The following is a 16,942-nucleotide window of genomic DNA, read 5'->3' on the forward strand; positions in this document are numbered from 1 at the left end:
AGTACAAACTCATTGTTAGAGCAAACCAAATTGCTTGGCAGGAGCTCAAAAATATGACCGCTTAAAACTGAGTGTGCGTAACATGAGTGAAGAACTCATGTAAATCCTCAAGAATGTCTTTGGGAGCGCGTGCCCCGAAACCGCGGTCATCATAAAAATCAAAAATAATTTCTTCAGTTGGGTTTTCCAAAGCAACTTTATGCATTTGTGCATAAATAAGTGATGCTTTTGTATCATCAAATAACCAGTCACTATGATCACCATTATAGGTATGATCTAACTGATGTATTGCACGATCATAAGAGGTACCACTGGGTAGATCACCGTAAATATCAGCCAAGAGAAATGGATCAAGTGTGCAGCCTAGATGATCAGTTACTTTTTTGATCGCAGGAAAGCAAGAACCTTTTCCAATACTATTTGCAAAATCTACACTTAAGGATTGTCTGTTGGAACCAATAAGGGCAATTGCTTTAGTAAAGTTTTGATTTTCCTCTTTAATGGTATCTAAAAAGATTTTATTTGAGGCAATTACATCTTTATTTTCAGAATAAGCATAATTGCGATGAAACAGACATCCATCAAAATCAAATGAGGTAACGCGAATTGCCATAATAATTTTCCATTATAATTAAAAATTGATCATTATAAAGCCCAAATATTAAGTAAATATTAAGTAAACATTAAGAAATTATCGTGTTTTATAAGGATATTTTTTTACATGAAAAAATTCTGAAAAAAATAGAGAAAAAAATAAATAACCAACTGATTTTAAATATATTTTATAATTGAAACGCTTTTTGTTCTTGAAATCTAGGGGATAGCAACTTAAAAAAACTCATATCGTTGCTAACGGATAACAAATTTATTGTTCTTCTTACTATTGGTTTTCTTGGTACATAAAAATCTAAAAACAATACAAAATCAAAAAGACCCAAATAACTTCTTTAAGCTTTATTTTGATTTTTTACAGTCTTCTTAATATCTTATGGAGCCTCATGAGAATTCATTTTAAAAAATTGTCCCATACCTAGTACTGACGAATTTTTTAGGTAATGGTCGTTCCTATTTTTCGGATAAGCCTGATTTGTTTTAATAAACAGATAAATAGAACTACACTGATTATAAAAGCATAGGGAATAATTTTATGGCAAAGTTAAATTCACCACATATTGTTGTTGTAGGTGGTGGCGCAGGAGGAATGGAATTGGCTGCTAACCTGGGTAAAAAGCTAGGGAAAGGCGGTAAAGCATCTATTACCTTAATTGATTTATCACCTACTCACATTTGGAAACCACTTTTGCATGAAGTGGCTGCAGGTAGTTTATATACAAACGAAAATGAAATTGAATACTTAGCGTATGCGGCCACCCATCATTTTCATTTCGTTTTAGGAGCATTAGAAGGATTAGATCGCAACAAAAAAGAAATTTATTTAGCACCATTTTTCAGTCATGAAAAAGAAATTTTACCCAAAAGAACACTTACATACGATATTTTGATTATTGCTGTGGGTAGTATTGCCAACGAATTTGGTATCTCAGGTGTATATGAACACTGCTTGTTTTTAGACAATCTTCAACAAGCGGTCTATTTTCATCGCGAATTATTAAATCATTTCATGCGTCTTTCCCAACAAACGCAACATGAGCCATTTAATCTTGTTGTCGTAGGCGGAGGGGCTACTGGAATTGAGTTAATCGCTGAATTGAATAGTGCGCTCCAACATATTATTAACTATGGATTTGAGATTCAACTTAAGAACATTTCGTTTACTTTAGTAGAAGCAGCAAAACGCTTATTAGTTGCGCTTCCAAAGCAACTGTCAGAAAAGGTTTTTACTAAGTTAACCGACATGGGCGTAACCGTTTATGTAAATGAACAAGTAAATGAAGTAACAGAACAAGGATTACATACCCAATCGGGAAAATTTATATCTGCTGATATTGTGGTTTGGACTGCAGGTATTAAAGCCCCAGATTTTTTGCGTCATTTGGATGGTTTAGAAGTCAATCACATCAACCAATTACTAGTAAAGCAAACATTACAAACCACTTTAGATGATGCTATTTTTGCATTGGGGGATTGTGCGAGCTGTCCCCAATCGCATTCCGATAAAACAGTACCTCCTCGGGCGCAAGCCGCTCACCAACAAGCACGTTTTTTATCGAAACACTTGGAGAACTATTTAATGGGAAATACTATGCCTTTTTATAGTTATCACGATCATGGTTCCTTGGTGACGTTAAGTCACCATGTAGTAGGTAACTTAATGGGTAATATGGCTAAGAGTTTTATGATAGAAGGCAAATTAGCGCGTCTTTTTTATTTATCTTTATACAAACAACATCAAATTGCTTTATATGGTTGGTGGCGAGTTTTTTTGCTGACTTTATCTAATTTATTAAGCCGTCGTATAAGGCCTCGATTGAAGTTGCATTAATGAAAATTATTTCTGTTATTCATTAGAAAAACTGATATAAATAAAAGAAACAATTTAGGAAGCAATAATGTGGGATCACAATAGAAAAGAATATTTAAATCGTCTATCTAAGATTAAAGAATATCTAAAAGGTGACAAGCTTATTGACGCAAATGATTTAGTCACGGTGCTGTCAAAACTGATTTGTTCGGGTGATCGAATATGCATTGAAGGGGATAATCAGAAACAAGCCAGTTTTTTGGCCGCAGCATTGACTCAATTAGATCCCAAACAGGTGAATAATTTGCATATGATTCAATCTGCCATTGCATTACCTGAACACCTTGATATTTTTGAAAAAGGAATTGCAAAGCGAATTGATTTTTCCTATTCCGGTCCACAATCAGTACGCCTGGCTGATATGGTTAAAAATAACAAAATTGAGATAGGTAATATTCATACTTATAATGAACTTTTTGGTCGATTAGTTGCTGATTTAACACCCAATGTTTGTTTGCTCATGGCAGAGCAAGCGGACCGACAAGGTAATTTATATACCGGAGCGAATACCGAAGAAACCCCGGCAATTATTGAGGCAACGAATTTTAGAAATGGTTTTGTTGTGGTGCAAGTCAATGAACTGGTTGATCGTTTACCAAGAGTTGATATTCCTGGTGATTGGGTTGATGTAATTGTTAAAGGTCCAGAGCCTTCTTATATAGAGCCTCTTTTTACCCGAGATCCGGCGCAAATTGATGAGATTAAAATATTAATGGCCATGATGGTCATTAAAGGAATATATGCACCTTATCACGTAAATATCCTAAATCATGGTGTTGGTTTTAATACATGCGCCATTGAACTACTGTTACCTACCTATGCAGAATCATTAGGATTAAAAGGAAAAATAGCTCAGCACTGGATTGTGAATCCCTTACCTACATTAATTCCTGCTATAGAGGCTGGATTTGTAAAATCCATTTACCCCTTTGGGGGTGAAGTGGGTATGAATCGTTATGCTGCTGCTCGTCCCGATGTATTTTTTACCGGTAAAGAAGGTTGTTTGCGTTCTAATCGCATGTTAGGTCAACTTGCAGGTCATTATGCTTGTGATGTATTCATTGGTGCTACCTTACAGATGGATCTTGAGGGAAATAGCTCAACCGCTGTTGAAGGTCGAATTGCAGGTTTTGGTGGTGCTCCGAATATGGGTTGTGATGCTCCTGGACGACGCCATTCTTCTTATGCTTGGCTTAAAGCCGGCCAGGAACGCAGCGAAGCGTCAGGAACGAAAATGCCTCGAGGCAGAAAACTAGTGATTCAAATGGTTGAAACATTTCAAAGTTCGGCGCGGCCCACTTTTGTAGAAAAACTGGATGCTTGGGAATTACAAAAATCAATGAATGCTGATTTACCTGCGGTGATGATTTATGGCGATGATGTAAGTCATATTGTGACTGAAGAAGGTATTGCAAACCTTTTAATGTGTCGAACTATGGCAGAGCGTGAACAGGCAATTCGTGGGATTGCAGGCTATACAGAAGTTGGCATGAAAAGAAATAAGACAAAAGTTGATGAACTGCGCCAGCGAGGCATAATAAAACGTCCTGAAGATTTAGGCATTAAGGTTTCTGATGCAACGAGAGATCTTTTAGCTGCCAAGTCCATTCGAGATCTGGTTGATTGTTCTCATGGTTTATATGAGCCACCTGCAAAATTTAGAAATTGGTAGAGGTAATAACTATGGAAAATATGGAGTTTCGTTTTACTCTTTCAGGCAATAGGTTACGGGGCAAAAGAACCGTTTGTGGCGTTGTGGGCTCAGGTAATCTGGAAGTGATTATCGAAGAAAATAATACCTCCGAAACCGTATTTATGATTCAAACAGCTGTGGATCATTATAAACCTGTTTGGAAAATGGTGATCGCAGATTTTATGAGACAACATGAACCAATAGGCTTGCAATTTACGCTCAATGATAATGGGGCCATGCCTGCCGTAGTGTTATTACGTTTAACCCAGGCTCTAGAGGAATTCCAAGGTTATTACAAAACAGGTAATAACTACCAAGAACTAAGTGCGCGTGAACGAATTCATGCTCTTTTTGATGCGAGTTCATTTGTTGAGTGGCTTGCTGAAGAGAAACATTATAGTCCTTATTTAGCTGCGTTAAACTTACCCGGGGAGGCTGATGATGGAATTGTCATTGGTTCTGCTTTTTTAGGAACCAATAAAGTGCTTATTGCTTCTCAGCAAAAAGATTTTATGGGTGGGGCAGTTGGTGAAATCCATGGCGCAAAACTTACTGGTTTATTCAAAGCGGCAATAAAAATCAAAGTTAAGGCTGTGATTTTGCTCATAGATAGTGGTGGGGTACGTTTACATGAAGCAAATGCTGGGGAAATAGCCATTTCGGAAACGATTCGTGCTATTTTTGATGCAAGAAATAACGGAATAATGACTGTGGGAGTCGTTTGCGGTAAAAACGGTGCTTTTGGTGGCATGGGCATTATTTCATCTTGCTTGGATTATCTGATTATCAATGAAGTGGGACGAATTGGTGTTTCCGGTCCGGAGGTGATTCAAGCAGTGGCAGGCAAAGACGCTTTTAATGCATTGGATAGGGCTTTAGTATGGCGCGTATATGGAGGAAAAACACGTTATTTGCAAGATGTTGCACAAAGCTACGTAGGTTCGGACATCGTAGTAATTCGTGATAAGCTGATTACTGTCCTTGATAAAAAGATTCCCTTAAATATTAATTCTATCAAACAAAAACATAATCTTTTGAAAAAAAGATTCCAGGATACAGTAGGTTATCAGGAAGAGGGTACTTATTTAAGCAAAGTTGCTCCAAAGTATGCCGCGACTCTTTTTAATATGAAGGATGACGAGTTTTTAAAGGCAGCAAAAGAGATAAAAATCAACTTATGATACATGGAGTGGATTTTGTCATAGCTTGGCTTTATGAATTGTGAGGAAGGAAAGAGAAATGGTTGCATTAAAAGATATTCTAAAATTAATTTTTTCTCAGGAAATCGAGTTTAGTGAGAATCAAGCGGTGATTTATGGCCAAGCTAGGTTAAACGGCCAGTTGATTCATATTCTCGGAGTTAAAGAGTCAACTTTTCTAGGTGCCGAACAAGCACTGATTATGGCAGAACATATAATTGAACTTCTTGAAAGCCAATCTAAAGATCCAGTATTACTTTTAGTGGATGTTGCCGGGCAAGAATTAACAATGCGTGATGAATGGTTGGGTATGCAACAATATTTTGGTCATTTGCTTGAGTGTCTTGAATGTTTACGTCAACAGGGAAATCCATTGATATCGCTTGTTTATAATCAAGCGTTGGGCGGTGCTTTTATTGCCTATGGATTGATGGCAGATACAATCTTAGCATTACCGGATGCAGCTCTAGCAGTGATGTGGTTGGAAGGTATTTCTAAAGTGACAAAAATAGAATTAGAGCAGCTTAAAGAGCTTAGCAAAACATTTCCTGTGTTTGCTCCAGGAGTGCAAAATTTTTACCAACTTGGAGGATTGCATGAGATTGTAGCTCCATCTGAACTTGCTGAAAAGATTGGTTTGGCAATTCAAAAGAAAAGAATTGAAGATGATAGGGCGCTTTTAGGAAGTGAACGTGGCGGACGAAAGTTAGCTTTTTCAATTATTAAGCAAGTCGCTAATCATTCATGATGCTACAAAGACATCATTTAATCTATCTTGATCCTTGTGCTGATTTTTTTCTTGTTTCCTGTCATGAAGAGAAAGAATTAATTAAAGAGCAGGTTTCTGTCTGGCTTGCAAAAGGGTTGCCATGTATTTATGCAAAACAAGTACCTGATGACGAACTCATCAGTTTAGGTTTACCTCTTTGGTATACCAATAAAAAACATCGTGTTGGTCTTCGTGTTGTTCCCTTAGCAATACAAAAGCAAAGTCCTCCGCCACAACTCATAGAAATGCAGGACTTTTTCCTGCGTTATTATGGAATTGATGATTTAGATAGAGTTATCGGATTACATGGAATATCTGATGTTGCAGTATATGGATCTTTTTTATCCCAATATTTATCGGGGTATGATTTCGTTACGAAGGATTCTGATCTTGATTTGCTTATCAATTATCACGAATATTCATTAAATCACTTGCAGAATCTTGTTGATGCATTAACTCAAAAATTTAAACGAATTATAGATGGAGAAATACGTTTTTCGGGATTAGGAGATATTCCGATTAAAGAATTACTCAATACATCCACAAAAAAAGTATTGTGCAAGGGTAAAGACAAAGTAATTTTATTATCAAGAACAGAACTTTATGAACACTATTCCTTGTTGTGAGCGAGCTCTGGCTAAAATGGCGATTAGATCGCTTTATTTTGAAGTTAAGGCTTATCCAAAACCCGGGTTAGTAAGCTTTATTGATTCTGGAGCTCACCATGATATGAACGGCGAAACTTTTTATCGTAGTTTGTTTGCATTGCGCCACTATTTTTATCAAATTTCACAACATGGGTTAAAAAATGATTCTTTTGATGAATTAAAGCAAATAGCCATTCAAGCTGAGCGGAGAATGCTTGAAAGAACCTTTGGCGTCAATACTCATCGTGGTGCTATTTTTGCTTTAGGTCTTATCTGTGTTTCTGTGATTCGATTAGCCCACAGAAAAAAATTTTTTACGCCTGCTGATGTGCATTTGCAGTTATTGAAGGATTGGCCAATACATTTAAAAAATCATACTGGAAATCGTGGCAGTCATGGAGCAGAAGTACGCCGAAAATATAAGGTGGTTGATGCGATGCAAATGGCTATCCAAGGATATGATTTGCTTTTTCAATTACTTCCTGAATTTATCGCGCTTTTTATTGAAACAAACTCATTAGATACAGTTTGTTTATTTGCCTATGGAGAGCTTTTAGTGTGTATGGACGATACCAACATTCTCTACAAAAAAGGGAAAACCGGACTCGATTATGCGCAAGGCAAAGTAAAAGAATTATTGGCTATCCCATGTTTGCAAACTCGCAGACAAAAGGCGTTGGAAATACATCAACTTTTTTCAGAAATAGGAGTTAGTCCTGGGGGAGTGGCTGATTTAATTAGTGTTTTATTATTTCTTGGACAATTATTTTGTGAGTCTTTGAGAGATTATTAGATGTAGTTGTTATCGTTTACCAGAAAGTCGGATATCACTGACGCAATTATTTATTGTTTTTGGATAAGGCAAGTTCCTAAAATTTAAAAAATACAATCTATACTATAAGTTAAGTAGTTAGATTACATTATTTATCTTAATAGGGAGAGGGTATATGGATACGATTAATAATTTGTCGCAAATAGATAAAATACCCATACTTTCTCGGGCCCCTATCTTCACAGGTGTTGGATTTATTGAGCAAAAAATGCTTGCTGATAAATGTACTGTTGTTGCCTATAAACCTGAAGAGACTGTTATAGAGCAAGGAGAAATAGGGGATAGGCTTTATATTATTATTAAAGGTACTGTACAGGTTTCTGTGAAAACAAACTCCATGGGATGGAAGCGTATCAATACTTTGGGCCCCGGAGACGTATTCGGGGAAATTGCTATCTTACGTAATATACGCAGAACGGCGCGGATCATTACAATTACTGCTTGCCAATTTCTTACGATTAATGCCAAAGATTTTTTAAATGTTTATCAATATTTTCCTGCAAGAGCACGTGACAATATTCAGTTAGTTGTTGCCAAGCGTCTACAAGAAAGTGGTGTGTATGTTCGTATGTAGAAAAAAGTGTAGAGGAATTGCATTTGCTTGGAATAAAAAATGGAAACTCATTTCATCAATATATTATTGGGATTTATCGAAGGCTTTGGCCTTATTATTTCTCCTTGTATTTTGCCTATTTTACCTATTTTTCTGGCAGGATCTTTGACTGGATCTAAAAAGAGGCCTATAGGCATTATTGTTGGGTTTACTTTATTTTTTTCTCTGCTTGTGTTTTTTTCACATCAATTGGTTCAATATTTTGATATAGATTTTAATTGGGTTCGCGATTTTGGTTATATTATTTTGTTAATTTTGGGCGTCATTATGCTCTCGAATTATTTAACGGAACAATTTAGCAAAATGACCCAGGGATTTACCCGCATAGGAAATTTTTTTTCTACAGCACATGATTCTGAAGGAGGCTTTTGGAATGGACTTTTATTTGGATGCATAATTGCAATTATTTGGACGCCTTGTGCAGGTCCTATCTTGGCTGCAATAATTGTTCAAACTGCCTTGCAAAAAGCAACATGGGTTAGTTTTTTTACCCTTATAGCCTTTGCTTTAGGTGCTGCAATTCCTATGTTTATTATTTCTCTGTATGGAAAAAAATTAATTGGTACTTTTACTTTTTTTAAAACTCGAGCGCTTCTTTTTCGTAAATTTTTAGGGGGATTGATAATTGCAAGTGTGGTGTACATGCTTTATTTTGAAGGACTTGTTGTTTCTACTTCTGTAGCTCCTCAAACAGGCATTAAAACATCAACTTCATTGATTGATGGCTTATGGCTTACTTATCCCGCACCACCCATACAAGGCATCGATGCGTGGATAAATTCTCCTCCATTACATATCAAAGACTTGCGGGGAAAAGTAGTGTTAGTTGATTTCTGGACTTATTCTTGTATCAATTGCTTACGTACTTTACCCTACGTTAAGGATTGGTATAAACGTTATCACAAGCAAGGATTAGTGATTATTGGTGTCCATACGCCCGAATTTGATTTTGAAAAAAAATTATCTAATGTGGAAGCGGCAGTAAAACTCTATGGAATTTTATACCCTGTAGCGCTTGATAATCAGTATGTTACCTGGAATAACTATGAAAATCATTATTGGCCTGCACATTATTTAATTAATAAAAAGGGTGATGTAGTCTACAAGCATTTTGGTGAAGGCGATTATGATATTACTGAAAATAATATTCGCTTTTTATTGGGTGTGAAGGATTTAACTACTTTTGAAGCCTCTCAAGATAATGCTGTTTCTTTCACACAAACCCCTGAAACTTATTTAGGTTATGCACGTGCTGATAGCTCTTACAGTCCAAAACTTATAAAAGATAAAACTACTCTATATCATTTTTCTCCGAAGTTATCTGCTAATGCTTGGAGCTTAGAGGGCTTATGGCAGGTTCATAAAGAGTATATTAGTGCAGAAGAAGCGAATGCAGCACTCAAAATACATTTTAATGCTCGGAAGGTGTATGCTGTTATGGGAAATAGTACTGCAAAACCGATTCATATTAAGGTGATTTTAAGTGATTCTAAGGGTAAAAAAATAAATGAAAGTAGCCTGTTAATCGATAAAGATTCTATTTATCCGCTCGTTGCACAAAAGCAATTTACTAGTGGGTACGTACAAATTATTGTGGATGAACCTGGAATCCAATTCTATACTTTTACCTTTGGAAATAGGTAAGCTAAATCTTTGATAGTTATTTTTTAGCGATTGATAAAATTTTCTTTACCTCGGCAACGGTATTTCCTTCCTCATTAGTAATAGGTATATGAAATTCTGATTCAATTTTTTTAGCTTCGTCTACTTGAAGTCGAATTTTTTCAACTTGTTCTAGTGATAATTCGAATCGCGCATAAAGAGCACCCTTAGCAGGTATTTTATAACGAATAGAGGCAGATTTATCCCAAACGATATATCCCTTACCCAATAAATTCAATAACATCAGCATGTAAAATGGGTCAGTCATGGAATATATAGAACCTCCAAAATGGGTACCTACATAGTTTTTATTCCAAAAGCGCATTTTCATTTGGACAACAATAGATGTTCCATCAAGACTAAAGTTTTTTACGCTAATTCCCGCACCCAAAAAAGGTGGCCAAAATCGCATCATTTTTAATAGTGTTGAAAATTTCATGCAATGATTCCAGATAAAAAATAGGAGATTCGGATACAAATTTAAAATGATTATAATACGTAACTTTTGTTGAAGTCTATTTAAGCCAGCTCCATATCACTGTTATCTAATTCATTGAAAAAATGGTATTTAACTCCTCTTAAAAACTTAAGGGTTTTTGAATTTTTTGAAATTACGGACTACATTTAATAAGGACTCATTAATAAGGAGATATAAATATGAATAAGGATATTTTTCAAGGTAAATGGGAAGAAGTCAAAGGACAAATGAAAAAAACTTGGGGTAAACTCACAGATGATGATTTTAAACAAATTGAAGGGAACCAACAAGAGATTTTCGGAAAACTTCAAAAACATTATGGTTATACTAAAGAACAAGCTGAGAAAGCAATTAAGGACTTTCAAAGTAAAACTCATCATTAAGATTAATCATTAGTTTGAAAGGAGTTCGAACATGGAAAACAAAGGAATTGTTAAATCAGGTGAACTTACTGGTACTAAAGTAATGAATCCCACCCATGAAAATTTAGGCGAAATTGCCGAAGTCGTTATCGATAAGTTATCTGGAAAAGTGAATTATCTGGTACTTGATTTTGGTGGTTTTTTAGGTTTTGGAAATAAATTTTTTGCGGTGCCTTGGAATTTATTTATGTACGACAATAAGGATGATTGTTTTATTCTTAATGTCGACAAGCAACGGTTAAAAGATGCACCTGGATTTGATAAGGATCATTGGCCAAATTTTTCTGCCCCTGCATTTACTACTAGCATCACGGGATTCTATAACAGGAGATAAATTAATGTGAGTTTCGTATAAGAAAACGTGATTTTACTTCGAAATGCCTGGGCACCATTTAAGGCTTAGTCCGAGCGGTTCGACTAGATCTAAATAGATTCTTTTAGCCGAAACTCACGTTAAAACTTCTTAGAAATGATTTTTTAATCGTTTTTGCTATGTAAAGTAATTGTATTAACATTTAATTCGCCTGCATTTCTTTTGAAATGCGGGCGATATTATCTAACTTTCAAATAATTAAGATCATCCTTAATTCACAATAAATAATTTATCAGTTATTTTGTAATTAAATTTGAAGAATTAAATAATTCTTCCTATTCTAAAAAGAGTTTTTAGTTATTCATTTTATGCCAAGGAATGCAAATGAACATTTTAAAAACCCAAGTTTTAAAAGGGCCCAATTATTGGTCAAACTCCAGGAAAGAGCTTATTGTCATCAAGCTTGATATAGGAAAATACGAGGAGTTACCTACCAATCTCTTAGTAAATTTTAAGAAACGGTTAACTCATTATTTACCAAGCCTGTTAAGCCACCGCTGCTCTTTAGGAGTTGAAGGTGGATTTTTAAAAAGAATTGAAGAAGGAACTTGGTTAGGGCATGTTATAGAGCATGTTGCATTGGAATTGCAATGTCTGGCAGGCATGGATTGTGGATTTGGTAGGACTTATGGAACCCAAGAATATGGAGTTTATCATGTACTGTTTTCTTATCAAATAGAGGCAGCTGGTTTATATGCCGGTGTTGCTGCTGTGGAGTTCATTAACGCAATAGCTGAAGGAAAGGAATATTCTTTAGATAGAGTGATTGCTCATTTAAAAGAAATTTTTAAGGAACAAGGTCTAGGTCCTAGTACTCGAGCAATTATTGCGGAAGCTCAAAACAGAAAAATACCTTATAGGCGTTATGAGCATACCTCTTTAATTACATTAGGATATGGTCGGAATCAAAAAAGAATTTGGGCCTCCGTATCTTCTAAGACCAGTTCTATTGGTGTTGATATTGCTGCAGATAAAGAACTGACAAAACAGATTCTTAAAGCAAACTTTATTCCAATCCCCGAAGGCTTGATGATTCAATCTGCAGAAGAACTTGATGAAGCAATCAAACAATTAGGATTTCCTTTAGTGATTAAACCGTTTAACGGTAATCATGGAAAAGGAGTTATGACTCATATTACTGATAGGCAAAAAGCTCATATTGGTTTTACGTTAGCAAAAAAAATTTCAAATCAAATTATAACAGAACGGTTTATCTCGGGCGAAGATTATCGGTTTTTGGTAATTAATTATAAAGTAGTTGCGGTAGCAAAACGTACCCCAGCCCACGTAGTGGGGGATGGAACACTTTCAATAAATCAACTTATTCAGCAGGTCAATAAAGATCCTAATCGAGGTGAGTCTCATGAAAATACTTTAACTTCAATTAAAGTAGATGAAGCAACTCTTTCTATTTTAAATGAAAATAATTTGAATCTAGAAAGTATCTTACCTCAAAAACAAATTCTATTTTTAAAAGAGGCAGCAAATTTAAGCACTGGGGGAACAGCGAGAGATGTTACTGATGAAGTGCATCCTTTTAATATCTATCTTGCTGAACGTGTAGCACGTCTTATGAATTTAGATATTTGTGGAATAGATATTATTTCAAAGGACATTGGCATTCCTTTGAATGAAAATCATGGTGCAATTATTGAGGTTAATGCAGGGCCAGGGTTACGTATGCACTTATCACCTAATGAAGGTAAACCAAGAAATGTTGCTAAGCCTATTCTTGATATGCTCTATCCTCCACATTTAAACGCAAGAATACCAATTGTGGCCGTTACTGGTACCAATGGAAAAACAACAGTTGTTCGCTTGATCGCTCATTTTGCACGTTATACAAATCATCATGTAGGATTTACTACAACCGATGGAGTTTATTTAAATAATAAACTGGCTCATAGTGGGGATTGCAGTGGTCCTAGTAGCGCACAAGTAGTTTTATATGATCCTGAAGTTGATTTTGCTGTTTTAGAATGCGCTCGAGGTGGAATTTTACGTTCAGGTTTGGGGTTTGATGAATGTGATATTAGTGTCATTACAAATATTAGTGGCGATCATTTGGGATTAAATGATATTCATACTCTTGAAGATCTGGCTCAAGTCAAAGCAGTCGTTGCTCATAGTACTAAAAAGTCTGGATATGCCATTTTAAATGCCGATGATCATTTAGCTTATGATTTAAAAAACGATTTGGATTGTAATATTGCTTTGTTTAGTATGTATGAAAGCCCACATATTAGAAAGCATTGTAGGGCGGGAGGATTAGCCGCATATATTGATCAAGGGAAGCTTGTGGTGCAAAGAGGTTCTGAGCGCACCTTTTTATCGAATATTAAATCAATCCCTCTAAGTTTTCATGGAGCGGCTACCAGCATGATAGCCAATATATTGGCTGCTACTTTAGCTGGAGTGATTAGTCAGTTTTCTTTTGAAAAAATAAAAGAAGCACTGCATGTTTTTTATCCTACATTTGATAATTTACCTGGACGTATGAATCTTTTTAAATTTCCTCATTGCCAAGTCATGGTTGATTATGCGCACAATGAAGGCGCTTTCTGTGAGTTAAAGAATTACCTTGAGTCAGTGCATTGTGCTAAAAAAATAGGGATTATCGGCGTTGCTGGTGATCGACGTGATGAGGATATAGAAAAATTAGGCTTCCACGCCGCCTCTATGTTTGATGAGATTGTGATCCGCCATGATAAGGATGGAAGAGGACGAACGCATAATGAAATTAATCGTCTTCTTGTTTCTGGAATTCTGCGCTCTGAATTTAAACCTTCATTAAATATTATCTCAGATGAACTGATGGCCATTGAGCATGTATTAGAAGTTGCAGATGTTAATTCTTTTATCTTTTGTGCCGTTGAAAATGTATTTGAAACGGTTCATTTTTTAAAGCAAAAGGAAAAACAATTTAAGGCAGCCAGCGAGGTTTATAATGGTACCCAAGGCTAAGTTACTGATTATCGGGGGTGCTGAAGATAAAGGTAATGGCCCATCAACCGACACGGAACAAAAAAAAGAGTTTACTCGCTATGAAATCCTAAGTGAGTTGTTACCCCCGTCGAATAAGAAAATAGAAATTATTACGACGGGTTCAGAAATTCAGGAGGAAGTGAAGAAAGTTTATCAAAATGTTTTTCAAAATATGGGTTATAACAATATAGGTTTTATTCCCATTAAGAAAAGGGGGGAGGCGCGTAATAGTGAGTATTTAAAACGAGCCGAAAATGCGGGCGCCCTTTTTTTTACGGGGGGTGATCAATTTCGCTTATCCACAATATTAGGTGGCACACCCATTGTTGATATTATTAAAGAACGATATATACAGGATAGTGACTTCATTATTGCAGGAACAAGTGCTGGGGCAATGGTGATGGCTTCGGTAATGATTACAGGTGGTGGACTATCTGAAGCATTAAGATATCGAAATTTATTAACCTCGTCAGGCTTAGGGATTTTGCAGTCGTGCATCATTGATACCCATTTTATTAAACGGGGGCGCTTTAGTCGCCTCGCACATGCAATTATTATGAACCCAGAACAATTAGGAATTGGTTTAGGAGAAGATACTGCCTTAGTGATACGTAATGGAGCAGATGCAGAATGTTATGGTTCAGGAATGGTTGTGATTATCGATGGGAGAAATATAGATCAAACCAATATCACTGATGTTGAAGAGGGGGAGGCGGTGTTTGTTGAAAATTTAATAGTGCATCTCTTAGTTAAGGGATGTCAATTTTCAATCGCAAATCGAACCCTTGCAAATCCAGCAATCCCCATAAAAAATTCAAATTTGGAATAAGAGCATGAATAAAATTGCAATTGCGGTACATGGTGGGGCCAGTGAAAATTATCCTTTCTTACAAAAATATCAAAATGACATTGAAAAAGGTCTGATTGATGCTCTCGAAAAAGGTTATTCTGTACTTAATCAAGGTGGAATGGCTTTAGATGCTGTTGAAGAGGCGGTGAAAGCTCTTGAAAATAATCCCTTATTTAATGCTGGAAAAGGTTCTGCATTAAATTGTCGTGGTGAAGTTGAAATGGATGCGTCAATCATGAATGGTAATAATTTGCAGGCAGGTGCCGTTTCTATGGTGCGTACCGTGAAAAACCCAATTCATCTTGCTCGTTTAGTGATGGAACATACGAGTCACGTTTTTCTTTCAGGATATGGTGCTTTAGAAATTGCAAAAAAATATAATCTTGAGCTTGAAAATGAGCCTTATTTTATAACCCCTCATCAATATGAAATGTTTCAAAATCTCAACAAAATAGAGACCATAGAAGTGATCCAAAATAAAAAAATAACAGGAACCGTGGGCGCTGTAGCTTTGGATTTGCATGGAAATCTTGCTGCCGGAACCTCTACAGGAGGAACCAGTAATTGCCTTCCAGGAAGAATAGGCGATAGTTGTATTATTGGAGCAGGTTGTTATGCCAATAATAATACATGTGCGGTTTCTGGGACAGGAGAAGGAGAGTATTTAATTAGAAATGTAGTAGGTCATACCATATCCATGATGGTTGAATTTAATATGCCCTTGCAACAAGCTTGTGATTATGTGATTCATGAGCGGAACAAAAAATTAAGTGGCGAGATGGGGGTTATTGCTCTTAATCGAAATGGTGATTTTGGTATTTCATTTAATACAGAGATTATGAAAAGAGCGTGGAAAAGTTCTGGGCAAAAAACTCAGGTTAAAATTTTTGATTAATAGAGCTAAATATCACCATTTTCCCTAAATCGGAAGAGCCTGTGCTCATTTCATCTTAATTGTGCAGTTGGTTATTTTTTCCTCCTGCGTTCACAGAGGGGTAGCGATCTTTCAATGTAATAGCCCAGGTAATGGTGTCATATTTGATGTCCAGTTTCTGAGCAGATATGTAAAAATAGAGTCTAACGATTCAAAGAAAATTTAAATAAAGTTCCACTACCATATTTTCCACCATATTCACTGATTCCATAAAGAGAATCCTCATGAGTATTAAGCGTAATTTTTCTAGGCCATCTCGGTGTTTGCTGTAAGTTTTCATCAAAAATATATAAAATTGAGTAAATAGGTTCATCAGTTAAAGAAATTTTAAAAATATTTGCTGGATAATGATAGTTTTTGCTATCCATACCACTCGTTAAGCCAAAAAGAGTCTGTTCATCCTGACTTAATACAAGATCAATTGGATGTTGTCCTTGCGCATTTCTTGCGAAGCTATGCAGCACTGTGGTGGGATAATTGGGTTTATTCAGTTCAATTTTAAGAACTGAGCCATAATTATCTGTCGACGTAGCGTATAGTGTATTACTATCATTGCTTATAAGCAGTGTATTTAGCCTTGGTTGATCTTGAGAGCAATCAAATGATCTCAGTGTCTCGAGAGAAGCACTATTGTTTCTCGCCGAGAGGGTAATTTTAGTATTTATTGAATACTAAATTATAAAAAGTTTGGAAAAGAAACTATTCAGCAAACAGTTTAAAGTTTGTAATGAGTTAACTCTTATTTTTATAGGGGAGGCGGTGGACGGCGTCCAAGTAAACCCATCACGAGAAATACGACAAAAATAACAAGAAATATGAAGAATAAAATTTTTGCAATTCCTGCTGCGGCTACAGCTATGCCTCCAAATCCAAATGCAGCGGCAATAATTGCGATAATAAAAAATGTGAGAGCCCAGCCTAACATGATAACCTCCTTGTGCTATTGCTGCAAAATCATCCTACTAACTATTATAGCTTATTAATGAGCCATTTTTTGAATGAT

The 16,942-nt window shown here is 35.9% G+C and carries 17 protein-coding genes; 13 read left to right on the forward strand and 4 right to left on the reverse strand.

The window, feature by feature from the left end; translation table 11 throughout:
- Positions 1-61: 61 nt before the first annotated feature.
- Positions 62-613, reverse strand: coding sequence for a hypothetical protein (locus Lsan_RS15480; protein WP_237762157.1), 552 nt, complete (start codon positions 611-613; stop codon positions 62-64).
- A gap of 534 nt (positions 614-1,147) precedes the next feature.
- Here Lsan_RS15480 and Lsan_RS15485 point away from each other — a divergent pair.
- From Lsan_RS15485 to Lsan_RS15520, 8 genes are all read left to right on the forward strand, one after another.
- On the forward strand, positions 1,148-2,443 hold the full coding sequence (locus tag Lsan_RS15485; RefSeq protein ID WP_058515045.1) for an NAD(P)/FAD-dependent oxidoreductase: 1,296 nt from the start codon (positions 1,148-1,150) through the stop codon (positions 2,441-2,443).
- Between the two features lie 67 nt (positions 2,444-2,510).
- Positions 2,511-4,154, forward strand: a complete 1,644-nt coding sequence (gene mdcA, locus Lsan_RS15490; protein WP_058515046.1) for a malonate decarboxylase subunit alpha — start codon at positions 2,511-2,513, stop codon at positions 4,152-4,154.
- A gap of 11 nt (positions 4,155-4,165) precedes the next feature.
- Entirely contained in the window at positions 4,166-5,356 is a 1,191-nt protein-coding gene (locus tag Lsan_RS15495; protein ID WP_058515047.1) for a biotin-independent malonate decarboxylase subunit beta, read from the forward strand.
- A gap of 58 nt (positions 5,357-5,414) precedes the next feature.
- Positions 5,415-6,122, forward strand: coding sequence for a biotin-independent malonate decarboxylase subunit gamma (locus Lsan_RS15500; RefSeq protein ID WP_058515048.1), 708 nt, complete (start codon positions 5,415-5,417; stop codon positions 6,120-6,122).
- Positions 6,119-6,769 (forward strand): phosphoribosyl-dephospho-CoA transferase MdcG domain-containing protein, encoded by a 651-nt coding sequence (locus Lsan_RS15505; protein WP_237762158.1) that lies wholly within the window; start codon positions 6,119-6,121, stop codon positions 6,767-6,769. The genes Lsan_RS15500 and Lsan_RS15505 overlap by 4 nt, the downstream gene beginning before the upstream one ends.
- Complete coding sequence (locus Lsan_RS15510; RefSeq protein ID WP_058515049.1) at positions 6,747-7,583, forward strand: triphosphoribosyl-dephospho-CoA synthase; 837 nt, start codon at positions 6,747-6,749, stop codon at positions 7,581-7,583. The genes Lsan_RS15505 and Lsan_RS15510 overlap by 23 nt, the downstream gene beginning before the upstream one ends.
- 154 nt (positions 7,584-7,737) lie before the next feature.
- Positions 7,738-8,196: a cyclic nucleotide-binding domain-containing protein gene (locus Lsan_RS15515; RefSeq protein WP_058515050.1), complete on the forward strand. Its 459-nt coding sequence runs from the start codon at positions 7,738-7,740 to the stop codon at positions 8,194-8,196.
- Positions 8,197-8,235: 39 nt separating this feature from the next.
- The gene (locus Lsan_RS15520) at positions 8,236-9,879 is read left to right on the forward strand and encodes a cytochrome c biogenesis protein DipZ (RefSeq protein WP_058515051.1); all 1,644 of its coding nucleotides are present in this window, start codon (positions 8,236-8,238) and stop codon (positions 9,877-9,879) included.
- A gap of 16 nt (positions 9,880-9,895) precedes the next feature.
- Here Lsan_RS15520 and Lsan_RS15525 read toward each other — a convergent pair whose 3' ends face one another.
- Complete coding sequence (locus Lsan_RS15525) at positions 9,896-10,336, reverse strand: DUF4442 domain-containing protein (protein WP_058515052.1); 441 nt, start codon at positions 10,334-10,336, stop codon at positions 9,896-9,898.
- A 218-nt stretch (positions 10,337-10,554) separates the two neighbouring features.
- Here Lsan_RS15525 and Lsan_RS15530 point away from each other — a divergent pair, with 218 nt between their 5' ends.
- The 5 genes from Lsan_RS15530 to Lsan_RS15550 all read left to right on the forward strand — a co-directional run bounded on the left by Lsan_RS15530 (position 10,555) and on the right by Lsan_RS15550 (position 15,900).
- Positions 10,555-10,758 carry a CsbD family protein gene (locus Lsan_RS15530; protein ID WP_058515053.1) on the forward strand — a complete coding sequence of 68 codons (204 nt, stop codon included), beginning with the start codon at positions 10,555-10,557 and terminating at the stop codon, positions 10,756-10,758.
- 31 nt (positions 10,759-10,789) lie between these two features.
- Positions 10,790-11,131, forward strand: coding sequence for a PRC-barrel domain-containing protein (locus Lsan_RS15535; RefSeq protein ID WP_058515054.1), 342 nt, complete (start codon positions 10,790-10,792; stop codon positions 11,129-11,131).
- Positions 11,132-11,494: 363 nt separating this feature from the next.
- The gene (cphA, locus tag Lsan_RS15540) at positions 11,495-14,134 is read left to right on the forward strand and encodes a cyanophycin synthetase (RefSeq protein WP_058515055.1); all 2,640 of its coding nucleotides are present in this window, start codon (positions 11,495-11,497) and stop codon (positions 14,132-14,134) included.
- A complete protein-coding gene (locus Lsan_RS15545) occupies positions 14,118-14,984 on the forward strand; it encodes a cyanophycinase (protein WP_058515056.1) in 867 nt (288 codons plus the stop codon). The genes cphA and Lsan_RS15545 overlap by 17 nt, the downstream gene beginning before the upstream one ends.
- Positions 14,985-14,988: 4 nt before the next feature.
- Positions 14,989-15,900, forward strand: a complete 912-nt coding sequence (locus Lsan_RS15550; RefSeq protein WP_058515057.1) for an isoaspartyl peptidase/L-asparaginase family protein — start codon at positions 14,989-14,991, stop codon at positions 15,898-15,900.
- Positions 15,901-16,082: 182 nt separating this feature from the next.
- Here the strand turns inward: Lsan_RS15550 and Lsan_RS15555 are convergent, their stop codons facing one another.
- Together Lsan_RS15555 and Lsan_RS15560 are read right to left on the reverse strand one after the other, a co-directional pair.
- Entirely contained in the window at positions 16,083-16,403 is a 321-nt protein-coding gene (locus tag Lsan_RS15555; RefSeq protein ID WP_058515058.1) for a hypothetical protein, read from the reverse strand.
- A gap of 281 nt (positions 16,404-16,684) precedes the next feature.
- A complete protein-coding gene (locus Lsan_RS15560) occupies positions 16,685-16,864 on the reverse strand; it encodes a DUF1328 family protein (RefSeq protein ID WP_003635698.1) in 180 nt (59 codons plus the stop codon).
- Positions 16,865-16,942 lie beyond the last annotated feature (78 nt).

It is taken from the genome of Legionella santicrucis, from assembly GCF_001468135.1.
In the GTDB taxonomy this organism is placed as follows: domain Bacteria; phylum Pseudomonadota; class Gammaproteobacteria; order Legionellales; family Legionellaceae; genus Legionella; species Legionella santicrucis.

What these genes read in the sequence shown, in the direction of transcription:
- Lsan_RS15550 (WP_058515057.1), top strand. Translation starts at nt 14,989, where the DNA reads ATGAATAAAATTGCAATTGCGGTACATGGTGGGGCCAGTGAAAATTAT.
- Lsan_RS15560 (WP_003635698.1), bottom strand. Translation starts at nt 16,864, where the DNA reads ATGTTAGGCTGGGCTCTCACATTTTTTATTATCGCAATTATTGCCGCT.
- Lsan_RS15495 (WP_058515047.1), top strand. Translation starts at nt 4,166, where the DNA reads ATGGAAAATATGGAGTTTCGTTTTACTCTTTCAGGCAATAGGTTACGG.
- Lsan_RS15530 (WP_058515053.1), top strand. Translation starts at nt 10,555, where the DNA reads ATGAATAAGGATATTTTTCAAGGTAAATGGGAAGAAGTCAAAGGACAA.
- Lsan_RS15545 (WP_058515056.1), top strand. Translation starts at nt 14,118, where the DNA reads ATGGTACCCAAGGCTAAGTTACTGATTATCGGGGGTGCTGAAGATAAA.
- Lsan_RS15515 (WP_058515050.1), top strand. Translation starts at nt 7,738, where the DNA reads ATGGATACGATTAATAATTTGTCGCAAATAGATAAAATACCCATACTT.
- Lsan_RS15520 (WP_058515051.1), top strand. Translation starts at nt 8,236, where the DNA reads ATGGAAACTCATTTCATCAATATATTATTGGGATTTATCGAAGGCTTT.
- Lsan_RS15525 (WP_058515052.1), bottom strand. Translation starts at nt 10,336, where the DNA reads ATGAAATTTTCAACACTATTAAAAATGATGCGATTTTGGCCACCTTTT.
- Lsan_RS15535 (WP_058515054.1), top strand. Translation starts at nt 10,790, where the DNA reads ATGGAAAACAAAGGAATTGTTAAATCAGGTGAACTTACTGGTACTAAA.
- Lsan_RS15480 (WP_237762157.1), bottom strand. Translation starts at nt 613, where the DNA reads ATGGCAATTCGCGTTACCTCATTTGATTTTGATGGATGTCTGTTTCAT.
- Lsan_RS15510 (WP_058515049.1), top strand. Translation starts at nt 6,747, where the DNA reads ATGAACACTATTCCTTGTTGTGAGCGAGCTCTGGCTAAAATGGCGATT.
- Lsan_RS15505 (WP_237762158.1), top strand. Translation starts at nt 6,119, where the DNA reads ATGATGCTACAAAGACATCATTTAATCTATCTTGATCCTTGTGCTGAT.
- Lsan_RS15500 (WP_058515048.1), top strand. Translation starts at nt 5,415, where the DNA reads ATGGTTGCATTAAAAGATATTCTAAAATTAATTTTTTCTCAGGAAATC.
- cphA (WP_058515055.1), top strand. Translation starts at nt 11,495, where the DNA reads ATGAACATTTTAAAAACCCAAGTTTTAAAAGGGCCCAATTATTGGTCA.
- Lsan_RS15485 (WP_058515045.1), top strand. Translation starts at nt 1,148, where the DNA reads ATGGCAAAGTTAAATTCACCACATATTGTTGTTGTAGGTGGTGGCGCA.
- mdcA (WP_058515046.1), top strand. Translation starts at nt 2,511, where the DNA reads ATGTGGGATCACAATAGAAAAGAATATTTAAATCGTCTATCTAAGATT.